Consider the following 14,693-nt stretch of genomic DNA (forward strand, 5'->3'; position numbering starts at 1 on the left):
ATGCTCTCAACGGACGAAACCTTTGCTTCGCTGGCCGGCGCCTGGCGGCTGATGTTCGGCAAGGCCGACGGTCTGCGCATGCTCGACCTTTCGGCGGACGGTTTCTGGAATTCCTTCTTCGCCATCATCGTGGCGTTGCCGGCGTTGATCGTCGGCTGGGTCGGCATCGCCAACGAGATCGGCGACCCGAACGCATTCGCCGGGCGGCTCAGCATGCTGATCCGGCTGGCAACCGTCGACATCGGCTCTTGGGTGTTGCCGCTGGTGGTGCTTGCGCTGGTCGCGCCGCGCGCCGGCATCGGCGGACGCTTCGTCCATTATGTCGTCGCCTCCAACTGGGCCTCCGCGATCATCGCCTGGCTGATGCTGCCGTCGGCGCTGCTGAGGCTGTTCCTGCCCCCGACCGACGAGATCAGCGGGCTGGTCTCGCTGCTTCTGTTCGCGCTGTCGATGGTGCTGACCTGGCGCATGACCAACGCGGCGATCGGCAAGGGCGCCGCCGTCGGCAGCACGGTGTTTGCCGGCATGTTCGTGGCCTCGCTGCTCGTCCTGTTCGGGCTGCAGGCGCTGCTCGGCATCGACATGCCGGACGGTGCGAGGGGCTGATCTTCGAACCGAAGGCGGTCTTTTAATTCATCGTCCTTTTAATTCATCGTCAGGATGGTATGATAATTTCATACCGAGCCTTGAGGAGGGAGCCAGTGTCGGCCACGGAAAAACGCACTTTCAGCCTTCCGACTGAGCAAGCCGCCTTTATAGATCAGCTCGTTCGATCAGGCGCCTATGCAACCAGTAGCGAGGTCATCCGCGCCGGGCTTCGCGCGCTTCAGGAGCGCGATGCCGCCGTGGAGCGCTGGTTGCGCGAGGAAGTCGCTCCGACCTATGATGCCTGGAAGGCAAATCCCGGCAAGGGCATCTCGCCGGAGGAAATGGCCGAACGGGCGCGCAAACGCCATGAGACCCATTTGCAGAAGAAACCGTGAAGCGTCGCGCGGTCGTCTACACGCTTGATGCCGGCGACGATCTCGATCGAATCTACAACCTCATTGCGGAGGCCAGCAGCGCGACCACGGCCGACCGCTACGACAGTCGCATACGGTCCTTCTGTGAGCGCCTCGAATATGGCTCCGAACGCGGCACCCGCCGTGATGACGTGCGGCCTGATCTTCGTGTCGTGGGATTTGAACGCCGAGTAACCGTTGCTTTCATCGTGGAACCGGAACGCGTGGTGATCTTGCGCCTGTTCTATGGCGGGGCCAATTGGTCGGACGATCTCACCGAGGGCGGCGCCGGCTGATCGGCGTGTCCTTCGGCAACCGCGGGATAATCCACCCCCACCAGAAACAGCCCGTCCGGCGGCGCAACCTGGCCGCACGCGGCGCGGTCGCGCGCTTCGAGTGCCGCCTTGAGGTCGGCGGCGCTCCAGGAGCCGTCGCCGACGCGCCGCAACGATCCGACCATCGAGCGCACCTGGTTGTGCAGGAAGGAGCGCGCAGAGGTCCGTACCTCGATGAGGTCCCCGGCGCGGGTCACATCGAGACGGTCAAGCGTGCGGACCGGGCTCTCGGCCTGGCACTGGGTCGAGCGGAAGGTGGTGAAGTCGTGCCGCCCGAGCAGCACCTTCGCCGCCTCGTGCATGGCCTCGGCATCGAGGCGCTTCGGCACCCACCAGACCTTGCCCTTTTCCAGCGCCGATGGGGCGCGGCGGTTGAGGATGCGGTAGAGATAATGGCGGCCGGTAGCCGAGAAGCGCGCGTCGAAGCCGTCGGCGACGACCGCTGCCTTGAGGATGGCAATGCGCGCGCCGGCAGCCTGCAGATGAGCGTTGACGGCATCACGCACCTTGTCGCCCGTCCAAGCCTTGGCGAGATCGACATGCGCCACCTGGGCGGTGGCGTGCACGCCCGCATCGGTGCGGCCGGCGGCACGTATTCTTACCGCTTCGCCGCAGAACTTTTCGATCGCCTGCTCGATCGCCTGCTGCACAGAAGGCTGGTCCGCCTGGTGCTGCCAGCCGGCGAACTGGCTGCCGTCATATTCGATGTCGAGACGAAAACGCGGCATGCCAGCTCTACTTTGGCGCTCGCCTAGGCGGCTAAAGCGGTGAAAGCCGAAGCGTAGACCAGCTTGCCGGTCTCGGGCGCGTCGCCCCAGGCCAGCGCCTGAAGCGCCTCGCCCTGGTACTCGCTTTCGAATTTTTCGGCACGGGCGTGGGTGTAGCCGAAGCGGCCGTAATAGGCCGGATCGCCGAGCACCACGGCCAGCGTCTCGCCGACTTCCTTGAGGCGGATATGCGCCTCGCGGATCAGCGCGCCGCCGATACCGGTGCCGTGGAAGGACGGCTCGACCGCCAGCGGCGCCAGCGCGAGCGCCGCAAACCGCTTGCCGCCATTCTGCACGAAAAGCCTGGAAAACAGGATGTGGCCGACGACCTGGCCGTCTTCTTCGGCAACCAGTTCGACGACGGTGTCGCCACCGGCCACCAGCGCGTCGACCAGGCCGGCCTCCGCCTGCTGGCCGAAGGCATGCTCTTCGACGAGGCGGATCGCCTCGCGATCCCGCGGCGTCGCCGCGCGTATCGACATCATGCTCATTTGAGTTTCATTCCTTTTTCGATCTTGGCCCCGCGCAGAAACTCCTGCGCGGCGGCGGGCCTTCCGCCCGCCCGTTGAACTTCGACCAGCCGCACCGCGCCTGACCCGCAGGCGACCGTCAGCCGGTCATCGAGAATTCCTCCCGACTCGCCGACGCCATTGGAAAGCGTCGAGCGAAGCAGTTTCAGCCGCTCCATGCGGCCACCAATTTCGACCTCGCACCACGCGCCCGGGAAGGGCGAGAGGCCGCGAATGTGATTGTGGACTTCGCCGGCAGGCCGCGTCCAGTCTACGCGTGTCTCCGATTTATCGATCTTTCGGGCGTAGGTCACCCCTTCCGCCGCCTGTTGGGTAAATGTCAGACAATTTATCCCCAGCCGCGTCAGCGCTTCCACCATCAGCGAAGCGCCTATCGCCATCAGGCGGTCATGCAATTCGCCGGCGGTCATATCGGGTCCGATGGGAGATTTTTCAACCATCGCCACCGGACCGGTGTCGAGACCTTCTTCCATGCGCATCACCATCATGCCGGTCTCGGCATCGCCGGCCATGATCGCGCGCTGGATCGGCGCGGCGCCCCGCCAGCGCGGCAGAAGCGAGGCATGGCCGTTGAGGCAGCCTAGTTTGGTGGCCTCCAGCACGGGTTTCGGCAGGAGCAGGCCATAGGCGACGACCACGGCGACATCCGCCCGCAAGGCAGCAAAGGACTGCTGCTCAGCCTCGCCCTTGAGCGATGCCGGCGTCCGCACCTCGAGGCCGAGCCGCTCCGCCTCGCGCTGCACCGGCGAGGGCGTCAGCTCCAGTCCGCGCCGGCCGGCGGCGCGCGGCGGCTGCGTGTAGACGGCTGCGATGTCGTGGCCGGCTTCGGCGATGGCGCTGAGCGTCGGCACCGAAAAATCCGGCGTACCCATGAAGATGACGCGCAGGGGCATGCCCCTAGCCCACCATCTTGCCCGGCGCCTTGTCCTTGGCGAGCTTCTTGAATTTCCTCACCACCATGTCCCGCTTCAGCTTCGAGATGTGGTCGATGAACAGCACCCCGTTGAGATGGTCGATCTCGTGCTGCAGGCAGGTCGCCATCAGGCCTTCGGCCTGCATCTCCTGCAGCTTGCCGTCGCGGTCGAGATATTTCACCCGCACCGCGGCGGGACGCTCGACCTCGGCATAGTAGTCGGGGATCGACAGGCAGCCTTCCTCATAGACCGAGCGCTGGTCGGAGCTTTCGAGGATTTCCGGATTGATGAACACATGCGGAGCCGGCGGCTCGCCTTCCTTGGCAAGGTCGATGACCAGCAAGCGCCGCGGCTCGCCGACCTGGATCGCCGCCAGCCCGATGCCCGGCGCGTCATACATGGTCTCCAGCATGTCGTCGGCGAGCTTGCGCAAATCGCCATCGACCCGCTCCACCGGTTTGGAAACCTGGCGCAGGATCGGATCGGGAAGAATGATGAGCGGCTTGATCGACATGGCGTCTCACCTAAGACCTCGCTGGAAAAGCGTCAACCGGGACATCTTCCGCCTGTTCACGTTTTGATCTGTGCCGGCGGGCCGAATCGGTTATGCTGCTTCCATGAACGACATGACCTCCATCCTTTCGCAACCGGTCGCGCGGCTCGGCGCTACCACGATCACGCTCGGCGAGGCGCTGGGTTTCGGTCCAGTGCTGCTGCTAGCCTTGTTCCTCGCGCTTGTCGTGGCGCTGTGGCGCGCGGCCGGGGCACGCGCGGTGGCAGCGGCCGAAGCCGCCGACCATGCCCGCGATGCCGAAGCGCGCATGGCCGACATCATGCAGGCGCAGGCCGAGATGCAGGGACGGATGGGCGCGATCGCCGAAGTATTCGGGGCGCGGCAGGCCGAGCTTACCCAATCGCTCGGCCAGCGGCTCGATGCCATGACCGGCCGTCTCGGCCAGACCATGACCGAGCAGACCAAATCGACGCATGAGAGCCTGGCGAAATTGCAGGAGCGGCTGGCGGTGATCGACACGGCGCAAGGCAACATCCAGTCGCTCGCCGGCCAGGTCGTGCAGCTGCAGGCGATCCTCTCCAACAAGCAGACGCGCGGCGCCTTCGGCCAGTCGCGCATGGAGGCGATCGTCGCCGACGGCCTGCCGCATGGCGCTTATGAGTTCCAGGCGACCTTGTCGAACGGTAGCCGGCCGGACTGCCTGGTTAGGATGCCGAACGGCGCGCCTTCGCTTGCCGTCGACGCCAAGTTCCCGCTGGAAGCCTGGAACGCCATTCGCGCCGCCGAAGGCGCCGAGTTGCAGAAGGTGGCCGCGCAGGCGTTCCGGCGCGATATCGAGGTGCATGTCCGCGATATCGCCGAGAAATACCTGATCCAGGGCGAGACGCAGGACACCGCCTTCATGTTCGTGCCGTCGGAATCGGTGTTCGCCGAGATCCACGAAAATTTCGAAGCCGTGGTGCAGAAGGCGCACCGCGCCCGCGTCGTCATCGTCTCGCCGTCGCTGCTGATGCTGTCGATCCAGGTCATCCAGGCGATTCTCAAGGACGCGCGCATGCGCGAGCAGGCGCACCTGATCCAGGGCGAGGTCATCCGCCTGATGGAGGATGTGGCGCGCGTCGACGAGCGCGTGCGCCGGTTGCAGACGCATTTCGGCCAGGCGACCAAGGACATCGACGACATCCTCGTTTCGACGTCGAAAGTGACCAAGCGCGGCCAGAAGATTGAAGCGCTGGAGTTCGCCGAAGGGGAAGCCGAGCCGCCGCGCGGTCCGGCCAAGGTGGAGGCCGGCGCGCGCGTGGCCGATTCCAAGACGGGCCAATTGCGGCTGAGGGTCGTCGAAGGCGACGACTAGAGCGGTTCAGCGGAACCGCTGATCCGCTCTAAGCATTTGTTTTTGCGCAATTCCGGACGGAAAACCGCCACGCAGTTTTCCTGGAATTGCTCGAAGCCTACTGCTCCTCGACGACCCTGGTGCCCTCGAATTCCGGCAGCCAGTGCAGCGCCGAGCGATGCCAGTATTGCGTCCTCGGCACGAGCTGGTCGCGCTGGCGCGCCGTGCCGGTCCTGATGCCGTAGACCTTCGGCCCGTCACCGACGGACGTGGCATAAAGATGCGACCCGCACTCGCCGCAAAAGCCCTGCGCCCGCTTGGCGCCGCTCGACCCGGTCTTGATGTAGACCTTGGGCTCGCCCTTGGTGATGCGGTAGTCCTCCTCAGGCACGCGCACGGTGACGCGGAACGCGGTGCCGCTGAGCTGCTGGCAATCCGTGCAGTGGCAGATCGAGGTCTTTTCGGGGTCGACCTCCGCCTCATAGGTGATGGCGCCGCAATGGCACCCGCCGTCGATCTTCATTCGCTTTCCTCCATGAGAGTTCGCTCAAATCTAGCCCTCGCCGGAGGCCTCGGCGATGGCCTTTCGTCTCGCCTCCCAAGTACCAGCGGCCTGTGGCTTGACGAACAGCCTGGTGATTTCGGGCATGTCCTTTTTCAGCCGTGCCTCCAGGCGCTCGATGCAGGCTTCGATCTCCGGTGCTGTGAGATGGTCCTCGAATTCGATGCTCAGGCCAGCGACGATTTCCTCCGGACCGATATGGACGCTCAATACGCCGTTCGCCTTTTGCACGGCCGGATCGTCTTCAGCGATCGCCAGAACCTTGCGCTGCACCTCGGCCGAAGCGGGCTCGCCCATAAGCAGGCCCTTGCTCTCGCGCGCCAGGAAGATCGCGGTCGCGCCCAGGATGATCGCGATGCCGATCGAGCCGACGCCGTCGAGTTCGGGAATTTCCAGGAGCTCGGCAGACAGGATGCCGGCGAAGGCAACGATCAAGCCAAGCAGCGCGGCACTGTCCTCGAACAGCACGGTGTAGACGCTTGGGTCCTTGCTTCGGCGCACCGCCTGGAACCAACCCTGCTCGCCCTTCTGTTTTCGAAATTCCTTCAGCGCAACCAGCCAGGAACTGCCTTCGAACAGGAAGGACAGGCCAAGCACGATGTAATTGACCCTGGCGTTGACGACCGGCACGGGGGCCATGATGTGGATAACGCCCTCGTAGAAGGAAACGCCGGCGCCCAGCGCGAAGACCAGAAGGGCGACGATAAAACTCCAGAAATAGAGCTCGCGCCCGTGGCCGAGCGGATGCGTGCGGTCGGGCGGGCGCGCGGCACGGCGCATGCCGTGAAGCAGAAGCGCGCCGTTGCCGGTATCGACCAGCGAATGCACGCCTTCCGACAGCATGGCGGAAGAACCGGTGAAGAATGCCGCGGCGAACTTGGTCAGCGCGATCGCGAGATTACCGGCGAGCGCGGCGTAGATCACCCGTCTCGAACCGCTATGTCCTGCCATCCGCTTCCAGATCCTCTTCAGAGTGCCGAGCTTAACGACCCGCCGGCCGAAGCTCTACAGACAATGCGCCAGCCGTTGCGAGGTTCACGGGTGCTGACGGACATCGGTTGCCGCCGCTCGAAACCTGTTCGATGCCCGCCGGATCAAGGGAAAACGGTTGACATCCGGGAAGCCGGCTTTCGAAGCGGCAAGCGGCCTCTTGCGGTCGGGCGCTTCTCTTGTTTCACTTGGGCTGCCCACAATCGGAGGAGCGAATCATGGCTAAAGGTGCGATGAAGGCGGGCAAGGAACCCCGCAAGCCGAAGAAGGACGCGAAGAAACCAGCCGCGGCCCCGGCCCCGAAAGCGCCGCCGGTCAAGGCGATGCGCATCAAGGAGAAATAAGCCGCCAGCGCGGCCGATCCGTCTCGATGCGATTTGAACCGGCGGCATGCCGAATGCTGCCGGTGTTTTGTTGAACGGGGGTACGACTCCCTATATCAATACGGCGAGGACGACCTCGCTTCCCCGAAAACCGGCCGGGACGACCCGCCACCTCAAGCGTCGAGTGATCGACGCTCGATCGATGGAGCGTTCGCGATGTCCTGGATTTTTCTCTTCTTCGCCGGCCTGTTCGAGATCGGCTGGGCGATCGGCCTCAAATATACCGAGGGTTTCTCGAAGCCGCTGCCGACCGTGCTGACCGTCGCCTCGATGATGGTCAGCCTTGGCCTGCTCGGGCTTGCGCTGAAGGCGCTGCCTGTGGGCACTGCCTATGCGGTATGGACGGGCATCGGCACCGTCGGCACCGCCTTGCTCGGCATCTGGCTGCTCGGCGAGCCGGCGACTGCGGCGCGGCTTGCCTGCATCGGCCTGATCGTGTGCGGCATCGTCGGGCTGAAGCTCGTCGCCTGACGGGTCCGGGCCAGGTATCAGCGACCGACACAAACGCCTTCAGGGCCGCCACTGGCGACCCTGATTCATCTTTCGAACGAACTCGAACCTAGCGAGCGGAGAAGCCCGGGGGCGTCCGGCCGACACGTGCCTTGCGGGCGGCGTAGCGCGCATCGCGCTTGGCCTTGCGCTCGGCCTCGTCGGCAAGCAAGCGGGCAACGCGTTCGGTCTCTTCGGCTTCGCGGATTTTCGCCTCGGCGGCAGCAGCCTCTTCGGCGGCTTTCCGCGCTGCTTCGGCTGCAGCTTCCCGCTCGGCCTTCTCGGCCGCTTCGCGGGCAAGCTTTTCCTGCTTCAGCCTGGCCTTCTCGGCCTCGCGGATCGCACGGGCCTCGAGGATCGCCTTGCGTTCAGCCTGGCGCGCCAGGACGGCTGGATCGTCCGCCGCCGGCTTTGCCTTGAAGCGCTCCAGGAGCGCCTTCTTTGCCTCGTTCGCGGCGTTGCGCCGCTCGAATATGTCTTTTTCCCTGTAGATAGCCAAGTCCACTTCCCTGCAGTCAATTCGCGACGCTTACATACGCGCGAAAGTCACGAGTTCAAGCGCCAAAACGGTATGCCAGCCATGAAAATCTGCGCTGTTGCCGCCGGGATACGTCGCCGTGGCGCGATGCACTGTTCACAAATCGCGCCTCTGGCGGGCGGCGTCGCAGATCGCTACCTCTAGCGCCAACAATCAACGCCCAAGCAGCGCATCAGGATGCAATCGAAATGGAACTCGGCCTCTACACTTTCGCGGATGTCAGCCCGGAACCGGGTCCAGGCGCCATCGGCCCGCATGAACGGTTGCGCAACCTGATCGAGGAGGTCGAGCTGGCCGACCAGGTCGGTCTCGACGTGTTCGGCCTCGGCGAGCATCACCGCCCCGACTATGCGGCCTCGGCGCCCGTCGTGGCGCTCGCGGCGGCCGCGGAGCGGACGAAGCGCATCAAGCTCACCAGCGCGGTCACCGTGCTCTCTTCCGACGATCCGGTGCGCGTCTTCCAGCAGTTCGCTACGCTCGACCTTCTGTCCAGCGGCCGCGCCGAGATCATGGCCGGGCGCGGCTCCTTCATCGAATCCTTCCCGCTGTTCGGCTACAATCTCGAGGACTATGACGAGCTCTTCGCCGAGAAGCTCGACCTGTTGCTCGCCATCCGAGACCAGGTGAAGGTGACGTGGCAAGGCAAGCTGCGCGCGCCAATCAACGGCCGCGGCGTCTATCCTCGGCCTTTCCAGGACAAGCTGCCGATCTGGATCGCCATCGGCGGGACGCCGCAGTCCGCCGCCCGCGCCGGCGTGCTCGGCCTACCGCTCGCGCTTGCCATCATCGGCGGCGAGCCGGCCCGCTTTGCGCCGCTATTCGACATCTATCGCGAGGCGGCAAGGCGTGCCGGCAACGATCCCGCCTCGCTCGCCACCAGCCTCAACGTGCACGGCTTCATCGCTGAGACGACGGAGAAGGCGGCCGACGATTTCTACGCACCGCAGGCCGAGGTGATGAACCGCATCGGCCGCGAGCGCGGCTGGGGACCGACCTCGCGGGCGCATTTCGACCACGCGCGGGGTCCCGGCGGCGCGCTGTTCGTCGGCAATCCTGAAGCTGTAGCGGAAAAGATCGTCGCCCAGCACAGGATCTTCGGCAACGACCGCTTCCTCCTGCAGATGGCGATCGGCACCATGCCGCATGCCAAGATCATGAAGGCGATCGAGCTCTACGGCACCAAGGTGGCGCCGATCGTACGGCGCGAGGCGGCGAAAGCTGCGCCCGCCGCACCGGCGCCTGCCGCCTGAGGACACCGGCCCCGGCAAGGCGCTCTCATCGCCGCCGGCTAACGGAACCTTGGCGCGGCGGACACGTTTTCTCGACGATCGCACCGGTAGCGGTGCTCGAGGGGAACGATGAAAGCCGAGACGACCGCTTCGGGCGCGAGCGTTGGCGAAAGCCCTGATTCCGGCGACGGAGCCAACGCGGAATTGCGGCTGATGCGATCACTGCTGATCGGCATCTTCCTCCTAATGACGGTCGCCGCGCTTTATTTCGCCCGCGCTTTCTTCATGCCCGTCATCCTCGCCTTCCTGCTGGCGCTGACGCTGACGCCGATCGTGCGCTTCCTGCGCAAGCGCGGCATTCCCGATGTGCTGTCCGCGACGCTGCTGGTGCTGCTCTCCGTCTTCTTCGTCGCCAGCGCCGGCTATCTGCTCAGTGGCCCGGTCATCGATCTCATCAACAACAGCTCGTCCATTGGCCTCCAACTGACCGACAGGCTGGCGCCGTTCAAGCAACCGCTGGAAAGGGTCATGGACATCTCGCACCAGCTGGAAGCGCTGACCGAGACCACACAGGAGCCGAACGTGCAAAAGGTGGCGGTGGCGCCATCCGGCATGCTCTCCACGGCCGCCAGCAACATTCTGGGGGCCGGCACCAGCATCACCATCGTCTTCGTGCTGTCGCTGTTCCTGCTCGCCTCAGGCACCCTGTTCTACGAGAAGATCGTTCAGTCCTTCGCCAGCCTCAGCCATAAGAAGCGGGCGTTGCGCGTCGTCTATGACGTCGAGCGCGAGATCTCGCATTACCTGCTCACAGTCACTGTCATCAATGCCGGCCTCGGCACGGTGATCGGGCTCGGCCTGTGGGGACTCGGCATGCCGAACCCGCTGGTCTGGGGCGCGGCCGCGGCGCTGCTCAATTTCCTGCCCTATGTCGGCGCGCTGATAACCATCCTGCTGGTCACGGGCATCGCGCTGATCAGCTTCGATACGATCTCCTACGCGCTGCTGGCGCCCGCCTTCGTTTTGTTGTGCGACATCGTCGAGGGCCAGTTCGTGACCCCGACCGTGGTCGGCCGGCGGCTCGAGATAAACGCCGTGGCGATCTTCATCGCCATCGCCTTCTGGTCCTGGCTGTGGGGCTTCGTCGGCGCATTGATGGCGGTGCCGCTCCTGGTGGTCATCAAGGTGTTCTGCGACCATTTCGACGGCCTCAGCCATGTCGGCAATTTCCTTGCCGCGCAGCAGACCATGGCGATCGACGACGAGGCTGCCGAAAACAACCACAAGCCCGCCGCGTAAAGCCTGGCCCAATCCCATGTCCGGTCGGCTGTTTGCGGCGCCCATGGCGAGTGCCTATATCGGTCCGGTCAAGCCGGACCCCCTTGTTGATGAGCAACGTCGATCTCGATGCCTATTTCGCCCGCATCGGCTACAGCGGGCCGACGGACTCTTCGCTCGCCACGCTCGCGTCGCTGCATCTGGCCCATCCGCAGGCGATCCCGTTCGAGAACATCGACGCGCTGATGGGCGTTTCGGTCGGGCTCGATCCGGCTTCGCTGCAGGACAAGGTCTTCAGCCAAGGCCGCGGCGGCTACTGCTTCGAGCACAATCTGATTTTCATGCATGCGCTCGCAGAGCTGGGTTTCAACGTCAGCGGGCTCGCCGCCCGGGTGCTCTGGGGCCAGCCGGACGATACCATCACGGCGCGCAGCCATATGCTGTTGCGGGTCGAGCTCGATGGAAAAACATACATTGCCGATGTCGGCTTCGGCGGCCTGACGTTGACGGCGCCGCTGCTGCTGGAGCCGGATCTCGAACAGCAGACCCCGCACGAGGCCTTCCGTATCGCCGAGGCCGGCGATCATTTTCGCCTGCAGGCCAATATCGGCGGTACCAATATCGGCGGCGATTGGCGCACGCTCTACCGTTTCGACATGCAGCGGACCTACGAGGTCGATTATCAGGTGAGCAGCCATTTCCTGTCGACGCATCCGAGCTCGCATTTCCTGTCGACCCTGGTCGCCGCCCGCGCCCTGCCGGACCGGCGCTACGCGCTGCGCAACAACCGCTTGTCGACCCATCATCCTGGCGGCCGCAGCGAGCAGCGGGAAATCGCCTCGGCGGCCGAACTCGCCGACGTGCTGGAGGGTGAGCTCGCCATCGTCATCCCCGACCGCGCCGCCTTCGAGGCGAGGCTGCGGCAGAAGAACATCGTGGAGACCTGATCAATGACGGCCCTTTCGGTTCTCGACCTGTCGCCGATCACGCAAGGCAGCAATGCCTCGCAGTCGCTCGCCAATTCGCTCGACCTTGCCCGCCATGCTGAGCGGCTGGGCTACAAGCGCTATTGGCTCGCCGAGCACCACAACATGCCGGGGATCGCGAGCGCGGCGACTTCCGTTGTCATCGCCCATATCGCGGGCGGCACCAAGACGATCCGCGTCGGCGCCGGCGGCATCATGCTGCCCAACCACGCGCCGCTGGTGATCGCCGAGCAGTTCGGCACGCTGGCTGCACTTTTTCCGGGCCGCATCGACCTCGGCCTCGGCCGCGCGCCGGGCACCGACATGATGACGGCGCGGGCGCTTCGCCGCAACCTGGAGGCAAGCGATAACTTCCCCCAGGACGTGGTCGAGCTGATGGGCTACTTCCAGCCGGCCGAGGAGGGACAGCGCATACGCGCGGTGCCGGGCGAAGGCCAGGACGTGCCGGTCTGGATCCTGGGCTCCAGCCTCTACGGCGCGCAGCTCGCGGCACTGCTTGGCCTGCCCTATGCCTTCGCCTCGCATTTCGCGCCGGCCGAACTCGACCACGCGCTGGAGGTCTATCGCACCCGCTTCCAGCCGTCGGCCGAGCTCGACAAACCCTATGTGATGCTCGGCCTCAATGTCTTTGCCGCGCCCACCGACGCCGAGGCGAAGCTGCTGTTCACCTCCTTGCAGCAGGCCTTCGTCAATCTGCGCAGCGGCCGGCCCGGCCAGTTGCCGCCGCCGGTCGAAAACTATGACCGCGATCTCGATCCGGTCGCCAAGACCATGCTTGCCCAGGCGCTGTCCTGCGCCGTCGTCGGTTCGCCGGAGACGGTTCGCCAGGGCATCGACGCCTTCGTGCGCCGCACCGGCGCCGACGAATTGATGGTGACGGCGCAAATGTTCGACCACGCGGCGCGCGTGCGCTCCTTCGAGATTCTTTCGAATGTCCACAAGTCGATGTCGCAAGCGGCCTGAGCAACCCGATGGCTTTTGCCTGACATACTCGTCTGCTAAGGGCAGGCCCTTCCTCAAGCGCGAGCCTTCCCGTGACCGACGACATCGACCAGCGCATGCATTTCGCCATCGGCCTCGCGCGGCGCGCCGGCGAGCTCGGGCTGAAATATTTTCGCGATCTCGACAACCTCACCATCGAGAGTAAAGGCCATCAGGACCTGGTCTCCGATGGCGATCGCGAGGTCGAGCTGTTCATCCGCGCGGCGGATCGCCGAGGCCTATCCTGCCGATGGCATTGTCGGCGAGGAGCATGCGCCGGTGACCGGCAAGACCGGCCATATCTGGGTGATCGACCCGATCGACGGCACGGCCAATTTCGTGCGCGGCATTCCCGCCTGGTGCGTGGTGATCGCCTGCGCCAGGGACGGCGAGACCGTCGTCGGCGTCATCCATGAGGCTTCGACCGGCGAGACTTTTCACGGCCGCCTCGGCGGCGGCGCCTTCGTCAACGGCCGGCCGATCAGGGCGAGCAGCGCCGCAGCACTTTCCGAGGGTTCGGTCGGAACCGGGCTTTCGAACCGGGCGTCGACCGAGCATGTCGCAGCATTGATCAGCATGATCATGGCCGAGGGCGGCGTCTTCTATCGCAACGCTTCCGGCGCCCTGATGCTGGCCTATGCCGCGGCCGGCCGGCTGCTCGGCTATGTCGAGGAGCACATGAATGCCTGGGACTGCCTGGCCGGCATGCTTCTGGTTGAAGAGGCGGGCGGCACGGTGCTCAGGGCAGACCCGAAGATCGTTATCAGCCAGGGAACGCAAGTAATCGCCGCCGGAAAGCTGATCTTTCCGAAGTTGCGCACGCTTTGCACGGAAGCGTTCCGACACTAATCCTTCGGCATCTGCAGGCCGGCATCACCTGAATCTCAACACGCCTTAAATGACGATGACCTTGGTGCCGATTGGGGCGCGGTCGTAGAGATCGATGATGTCCTGGTTCATGAGGCGGATGCAGCCCGCCGAAACGGCTTTGCCGATGGACCACCATTCAGGGCTGCCGTGCAGGCGATATCCGGTGTCACCTTTGTCGTTGAAGAGATAGAGCGCCCGGGCGCCGAGCGGATTCATCAGCCCGCCTTCCATATGGGCCGGTATGATGTGGCCCCGGTTACGCTCGCGTACCATCATCTGGGGAGGCGCGCTCCAATCCGGCCACTCGCGCTTCCTCTCGACGTGAGCGGTGCCATGCCACTCGAAGCCCGCCTTGCCGACGCCGATGCCGTAGCGCATCGCCTGGCCATCTCCCAACACGTAGTAGAGGAACTTCCCCCCTGTATCGACAATGATGGTGCCGGGCGCCTCGTCGGTCGGATAAGCCACTGTCTGGCGACGGAACTTTTGGTCGACCTTGTAGATCGGAACCGGCGGGATGCGGAAACCGGCGTCGGTGAGGCCGCCATAGGCTAAGGGAGAACTCTGCAATGCGCCACCGGTGGTGCAGCCGGAGAATGCGACCATCCCGGCAAGTATCCCGATCAGGATCGATTTCGCGCGCATGATCCAAGCCGGCGCTCTTGCCGGCAATCTGCCGCATCTTGCCTTATTCGTAGTCCCGCATGCCTCGATTGCCAAGCGTTCCATCGTCTCCGCTGGCGGATTGCCGGCACATGGCGAAAAGATGTTTTCAGACTTATTCGCGACCCAAAGTCACGCCCCCAGGGCAAAGCTTCCCCCGCCTGACATGCAGCTGGCGCATTGATGATGATGCCCCGTTCGGAAAAAATCCTCTCTGGACAATTAGATAGAGCAAATCTGGATCGATCCCGGCGAGGAGCGCGCCGGTCCGTTTCCCGAACCCCCGCCGGACAGCAGCCACCTTGCGCAGAATGCTTGCGCGCCGTGCCG

General features: G+C 64.7%; 20 protein-coding genes. 11 read left to right on the top strand and 9 right to left on the bottom strand.

What is annotated here, in order from left to right:
* From AU465_RS15890 to AU465_RS15900, 3 genes are all read left to right on the top strand, one after another.
* Positions 1 to 606 (top strand): transporter, encoded by a 606-nt coding sequence (locus tag AU465_RS15890; protein ID WP_192249295.1) that lies wholly within the window; start codon positions 1 to 3, stop codon positions 604 to 606.
* Between the two features lie 95 nt (positions 607 to 701).
* On the top strand, positions 702 to 983 hold the full coding sequence (locus tag AU465_RS15895) for a type II toxin-antitoxin system ParD family antitoxin (protein WP_192249298.1): 282 nt from the start codon (positions 702 to 704) through the stop codon (positions 981 to 983).
* On the top strand, positions 980 to 1,297 hold the full coding sequence (locus AU465_RS15900; protein WP_192249301.1) for a type II toxin-antitoxin system RelE/ParE family toxin: 318 nt from the start codon (positions 980 to 982) through the stop codon (positions 1,295 to 1,297). Before AU465_RS15895 ends, AU465_RS15900 begins: the two co-directional genes overlap by 4 nt.
* Here AU465_RS15900 and truA read toward each other — a convergent pair.
* From truA to def, 4 genes are read right to left on the bottom strand one after another with little or no spacing between them, the layout of a single operon-like run.
* Positions 1,246 to 2,064, bottom strand: a complete 819-nt coding sequence (gene truA, locus AU465_RS15905; protein ID WP_246506149.1) for a tRNA pseudouridine(38-40) synthase TruA — start codon at positions 2,062 to 2,064, stop codon at positions 1,246 to 1,248. The genes AU465_RS15900 and truA overlap by 52 nt on opposite strands.
* Before the next feature lie 23 nt (positions 2,065 to 2,087).
* The gene (locus AU465_RS15910) at positions 2,088 to 2,594 is read right to left on the bottom strand and encodes a GNAT family N-acetyltransferase (protein ID WP_192249304.1); all 507 of its coding nucleotides are present in this window, start codon (positions 2,592 to 2,594) and stop codon (positions 2,088 to 2,090) included.
* A complete protein-coding gene (fmt, locus tag AU465_RS15915) occupies positions 2,591 to 3,526 on the bottom strand; it encodes a methionyl-tRNA formyltransferase (protein WP_192249307.1) in 936 nt (311 codons plus the stop codon). The genes AU465_RS15910 and fmt overlap by 4 nt, the downstream gene beginning before the upstream one ends.
* 4 nt (positions 3,527 to 3,530) lie before the next feature.
* Entirely contained in the window at positions 3,531 to 4,061 is a 531-nt protein-coding gene (gene def, locus AU465_RS15920) for a peptide deformylase (protein ID WP_192249310.1), read from the bottom strand.
* 103 nt (positions 4,062 to 4,164) lie between these two features.
* Between def and AU465_RS15925 the strand changes: the two genes are divergently transcribed.
* Positions 4,165 to 5,415, top strand: a complete 1,251-nt coding sequence (locus tag AU465_RS15925) for a DNA recombination protein RmuC (protein WP_192249313.1) — start codon at positions 4,165 to 4,167, stop codon at positions 5,413 to 5,415.
* Positions 5,416 to 5,512: 97 nt separating this feature from the next.
* Here the strand turns inward: AU465_RS15925 and AU465_RS15930 are convergent, their stop codons facing one another.
* Together AU465_RS15930 and AU465_RS15935 are read right to left on the bottom strand one after the other, a co-directional pair.
* Positions 5,513 to 5,917 (bottom strand): GFA family protein, encoded by a 405-nt coding sequence (locus tag AU465_RS15930; protein ID WP_192249316.1) that lies wholly within the window; start codon positions 5,915 to 5,917, stop codon positions 5,513 to 5,515.
* Positions 5,918 to 5,947: 30 nt separating this feature from the next.
* Positions 5,948 to 6,907, bottom strand: coding sequence for a cation diffusion facilitator family transporter (locus tag AU465_RS15935; protein WP_192249319.1), 960 nt, complete (start codon positions 6,905 to 6,907; stop codon positions 5,948 to 5,950).
* A 257-nt stretch (positions 6,908 to 7,164) separates the two neighbouring features.
* On the opposite strand from AU465_RS15935, the gene AU465_RS37170 reads away from it, so the two are divergent.
* On the top strand, positions 7,165 to 7,290 hold the full coding sequence (locus tag AU465_RS37170) for a hypothetical protein (RefSeq protein ID WP_082953831.1): 126 nt from the start codon (positions 7,165 to 7,167) through the stop codon (positions 7,288 to 7,290).
* Positions 7,291 to 7,485: 195 nt separating this feature from the next.
* The gene (sugE, locus tag AU465_RS15940) at positions 7,486 to 7,800 is read left to right on the top strand and encodes a quaternary ammonium compound efflux SMR transporter SugE (RefSeq protein ID WP_192249322.1); all 315 of its coding nucleotides are present in this window, start codon (positions 7,486 to 7,488) and stop codon (positions 7,798 to 7,800) included.
* A gap of 88 nt (positions 7,801 to 7,888) precedes the next feature.
* On the opposite strand, the gene AU465_RS15945 is transcribed toward sugE, so the two are convergent.
* Positions 7,889 to 8,317 (bottom strand): DUF6481 family protein, encoded by a 429-nt coding sequence (locus AU465_RS15945; RefSeq protein WP_192249325.1) that lies wholly within the window; start codon positions 8,315 to 8,317, stop codon positions 7,889 to 7,891.
* Between the two features lie 227 nt (positions 8,318 to 8,544).
* Between AU465_RS15945 and AU465_RS15950 the strand changes: the two genes are divergently transcribed.
* From AU465_RS15950 to AU465_RS15965, 4 genes are all read left to right on the top strand, one after another.
* Positions 8,545 to 9,606: an LLM class flavin-dependent oxidoreductase gene (locus AU465_RS15950; RefSeq protein ID WP_192249328.1), complete on the top strand. Its 1,062-nt coding sequence runs from the start codon at positions 8,545 to 8,547 to the stop codon at positions 9,604 to 9,606.
* 108 nt (positions 9,607 to 9,714) lie between these two features.
* Positions 9,715 to 10,884 (top strand): AI-2E family transporter, encoded by a 1,170-nt coding sequence (locus AU465_RS15955; protein ID WP_192249331.1) that lies wholly within the window; start codon positions 9,715 to 9,717, stop codon positions 10,882 to 10,884.
* Positions 10,885 to 10,973: 89 nt separating this feature from the next.
* Positions 10,974 to 11,810, top strand: a complete 837-nt coding sequence (locus AU465_RS15960) for an arylamine N-acetyltransferase family protein (protein ID WP_192249334.1) — start codon at positions 10,974 to 10,976, stop codon at positions 11,808 to 11,810.
* A 3-nt stretch (positions 11,811 to 11,813) separates the two neighbouring features.
* Positions 11,814 to 12,812 carry an LLM class flavin-dependent oxidoreductase gene (locus AU465_RS15965; RefSeq protein ID WP_192249337.1) on the top strand — a complete coding sequence of 333 codons (999 nt, stop codon included), beginning with the start codon at positions 11,814 to 11,816 and terminating at the stop codon, positions 12,810 to 12,812.
* A gap of 53 nt (positions 12,813 to 12,865) precedes the next feature.
* Here AU465_RS15965 and AU465_RS36560 read toward each other — a convergent pair whose 3' ends face one another.
* On the bottom strand, positions 12,866 to 13,003 hold the full coding sequence (locus AU465_RS36560) for a hypothetical protein (RefSeq protein WP_246506156.1): 138 nt from the start codon (positions 13,001 to 13,003) through the stop codon (positions 12,866 to 12,868).
* Positions 13,004 to 13,019: 16 nt separating this feature from the next.
* Here AU465_RS36560 and AU465_RS15970 point away from each other — a divergent pair, with 16 nt between their 5' ends.
* Positions 13,020 to 13,679 carry an inositol monophosphatase family protein gene (locus tag AU465_RS15970; protein WP_312891263.1) on the top strand — a complete coding sequence of 220 codons (660 nt, stop codon included), beginning with the start codon at positions 13,020 to 13,022 and terminating at the stop codon, positions 13,677 to 13,679.
* Between the two features lie 45 nt (positions 13,680 to 13,724).
* Here the strand turns inward: AU465_RS15970 and AU465_RS15975 are convergent, their stop codons facing one another.
* Positions 13,725 to 14,345, bottom strand: a complete 621-nt coding sequence (locus AU465_RS15975) for a L,D-transpeptidase (RefSeq protein WP_192249340.1) — start codon at positions 14,343 to 14,345, stop codon at positions 13,725 to 13,727.
* Positions 14,346 to 14,693 lie beyond the last annotated feature (348 nt).

Origin of the sequence: Mesorhizobium silamurunense, from assembly GCF_014843905.1 — a bacterium.
Lineage (GTDB): Bacteria > Pseudomonadota > Alphaproteobacteria > Rhizobiales > Rhizobiaceae > Mesorhizobium > Mesorhizobium silamurunense.

Bases quoted from the DNA above. Each gene is read 5' to 3' on its own strand.
- truA (WP_246506149.1), bottom strand. From the start codon at position 2,064: ATGCCGCGTTTTCGTCTCGACATCGAATATGACGGCAGCCAGTTCGCC.
- AU465_RS15925 (WP_192249313.1), top strand. From the start codon at position 4,165: ATGAACGACATGACCTCCATCCTTTCGCAACCGGTCGCGCGGCTCGGC.
- AU465_RS37170 (WP_082953831.1), top strand. From the start codon at position 7,165: ATGGCTAAAGGTGCGATGAAGGCGGGCAAGGAACCCCGCAAGCCGAAG.
- def (WP_192249310.1), bottom strand. From the start codon at position 4,061: ATGTCGATCAAGCCGCTCATCATTCTTCCCGATCCGATCCTGCGCCAG.
- AU465_RS15930 (WP_192249316.1), bottom strand. From the start codon at position 5,917: ATGAAGATCGACGGCGGGTGCCATTGCGGCGCCATCACCTATGAGGCG.
- AU465_RS15950 (WP_192249328.1), top strand. From the start codon at position 8,545: ATGGAACTCGGCCTCTACACTTTCGCGGATGTCAGCCCGGAACCGGGT.
- AU465_RS15890 (WP_192249295.1), top strand. From the start codon at position 1: ATGCTCTCAACGGACGAAACCTTTGCTTCGCTGGCCGGCGCCTGGCGG.
- AU465_RS36560 (WP_246506156.1), bottom strand. From the start codon at position 13,003: ATGGCCTTTACTCTCGATGGTGAGGTTGTCGAGATCGCGAAAATATTT.
- AU465_RS15910 (WP_192249304.1), bottom strand. From the start codon at position 2,594: ATGAGCATGATGTCGATACGCGCGGCGACGCCGCGGGATCGCGAGGCG.
- AU465_RS15935 (WP_192249319.1), bottom strand. From the start codon at position 6,907: ATGGCAGGACATAGCGGTTCGAGACGGGTGATCTACGCCGCGCTCGCC.
- AU465_RS15970 (WP_312891263.1), top strand. From the start codon at position 13,020: ATGGCGATCGCGAGGTCGAGCTGTTCATCCGCGCGGCGGATCGCCGAG.
- AU465_RS15960 (WP_192249334.1), top strand. From the start codon at position 10,974: ATGAGCAACGTCGATCTCGATGCCTATTTCGCCCGCATCGGCTACAGC.
- AU465_RS15975 (WP_192249340.1), bottom strand. From the start codon at position 14,345: ATGCGCGCGAAATCGATCCTGATCGGGATACTTGCCGGGATGGTCGCA.
- sugE (WP_192249322.1), top strand. From the start codon at position 7,486: ATGTCCTGGATTTTTCTCTTCTTCGCCGGCCTGTTCGAGATCGGCTGG.
- fmt (WP_192249307.1), bottom strand. From the start codon at position 3,526: ATGCCCCTGCGCGTCATCTTCATGGGTACGCCGGATTTTTCGGTGCCG.
- AU465_RS15965 (WP_192249337.1), top strand. From the start codon at position 11,814: ATGACGGCCCTTTCGGTTCTCGACCTGTCGCCGATCACGCAAGGCAGC.
- AU465_RS15955 (WP_192249331.1), top strand. From the start codon at position 9,715: ATGAAAGCCGAGACGACCGCTTCGGGCGCGAGCGTTGGCGAAAGCCCT.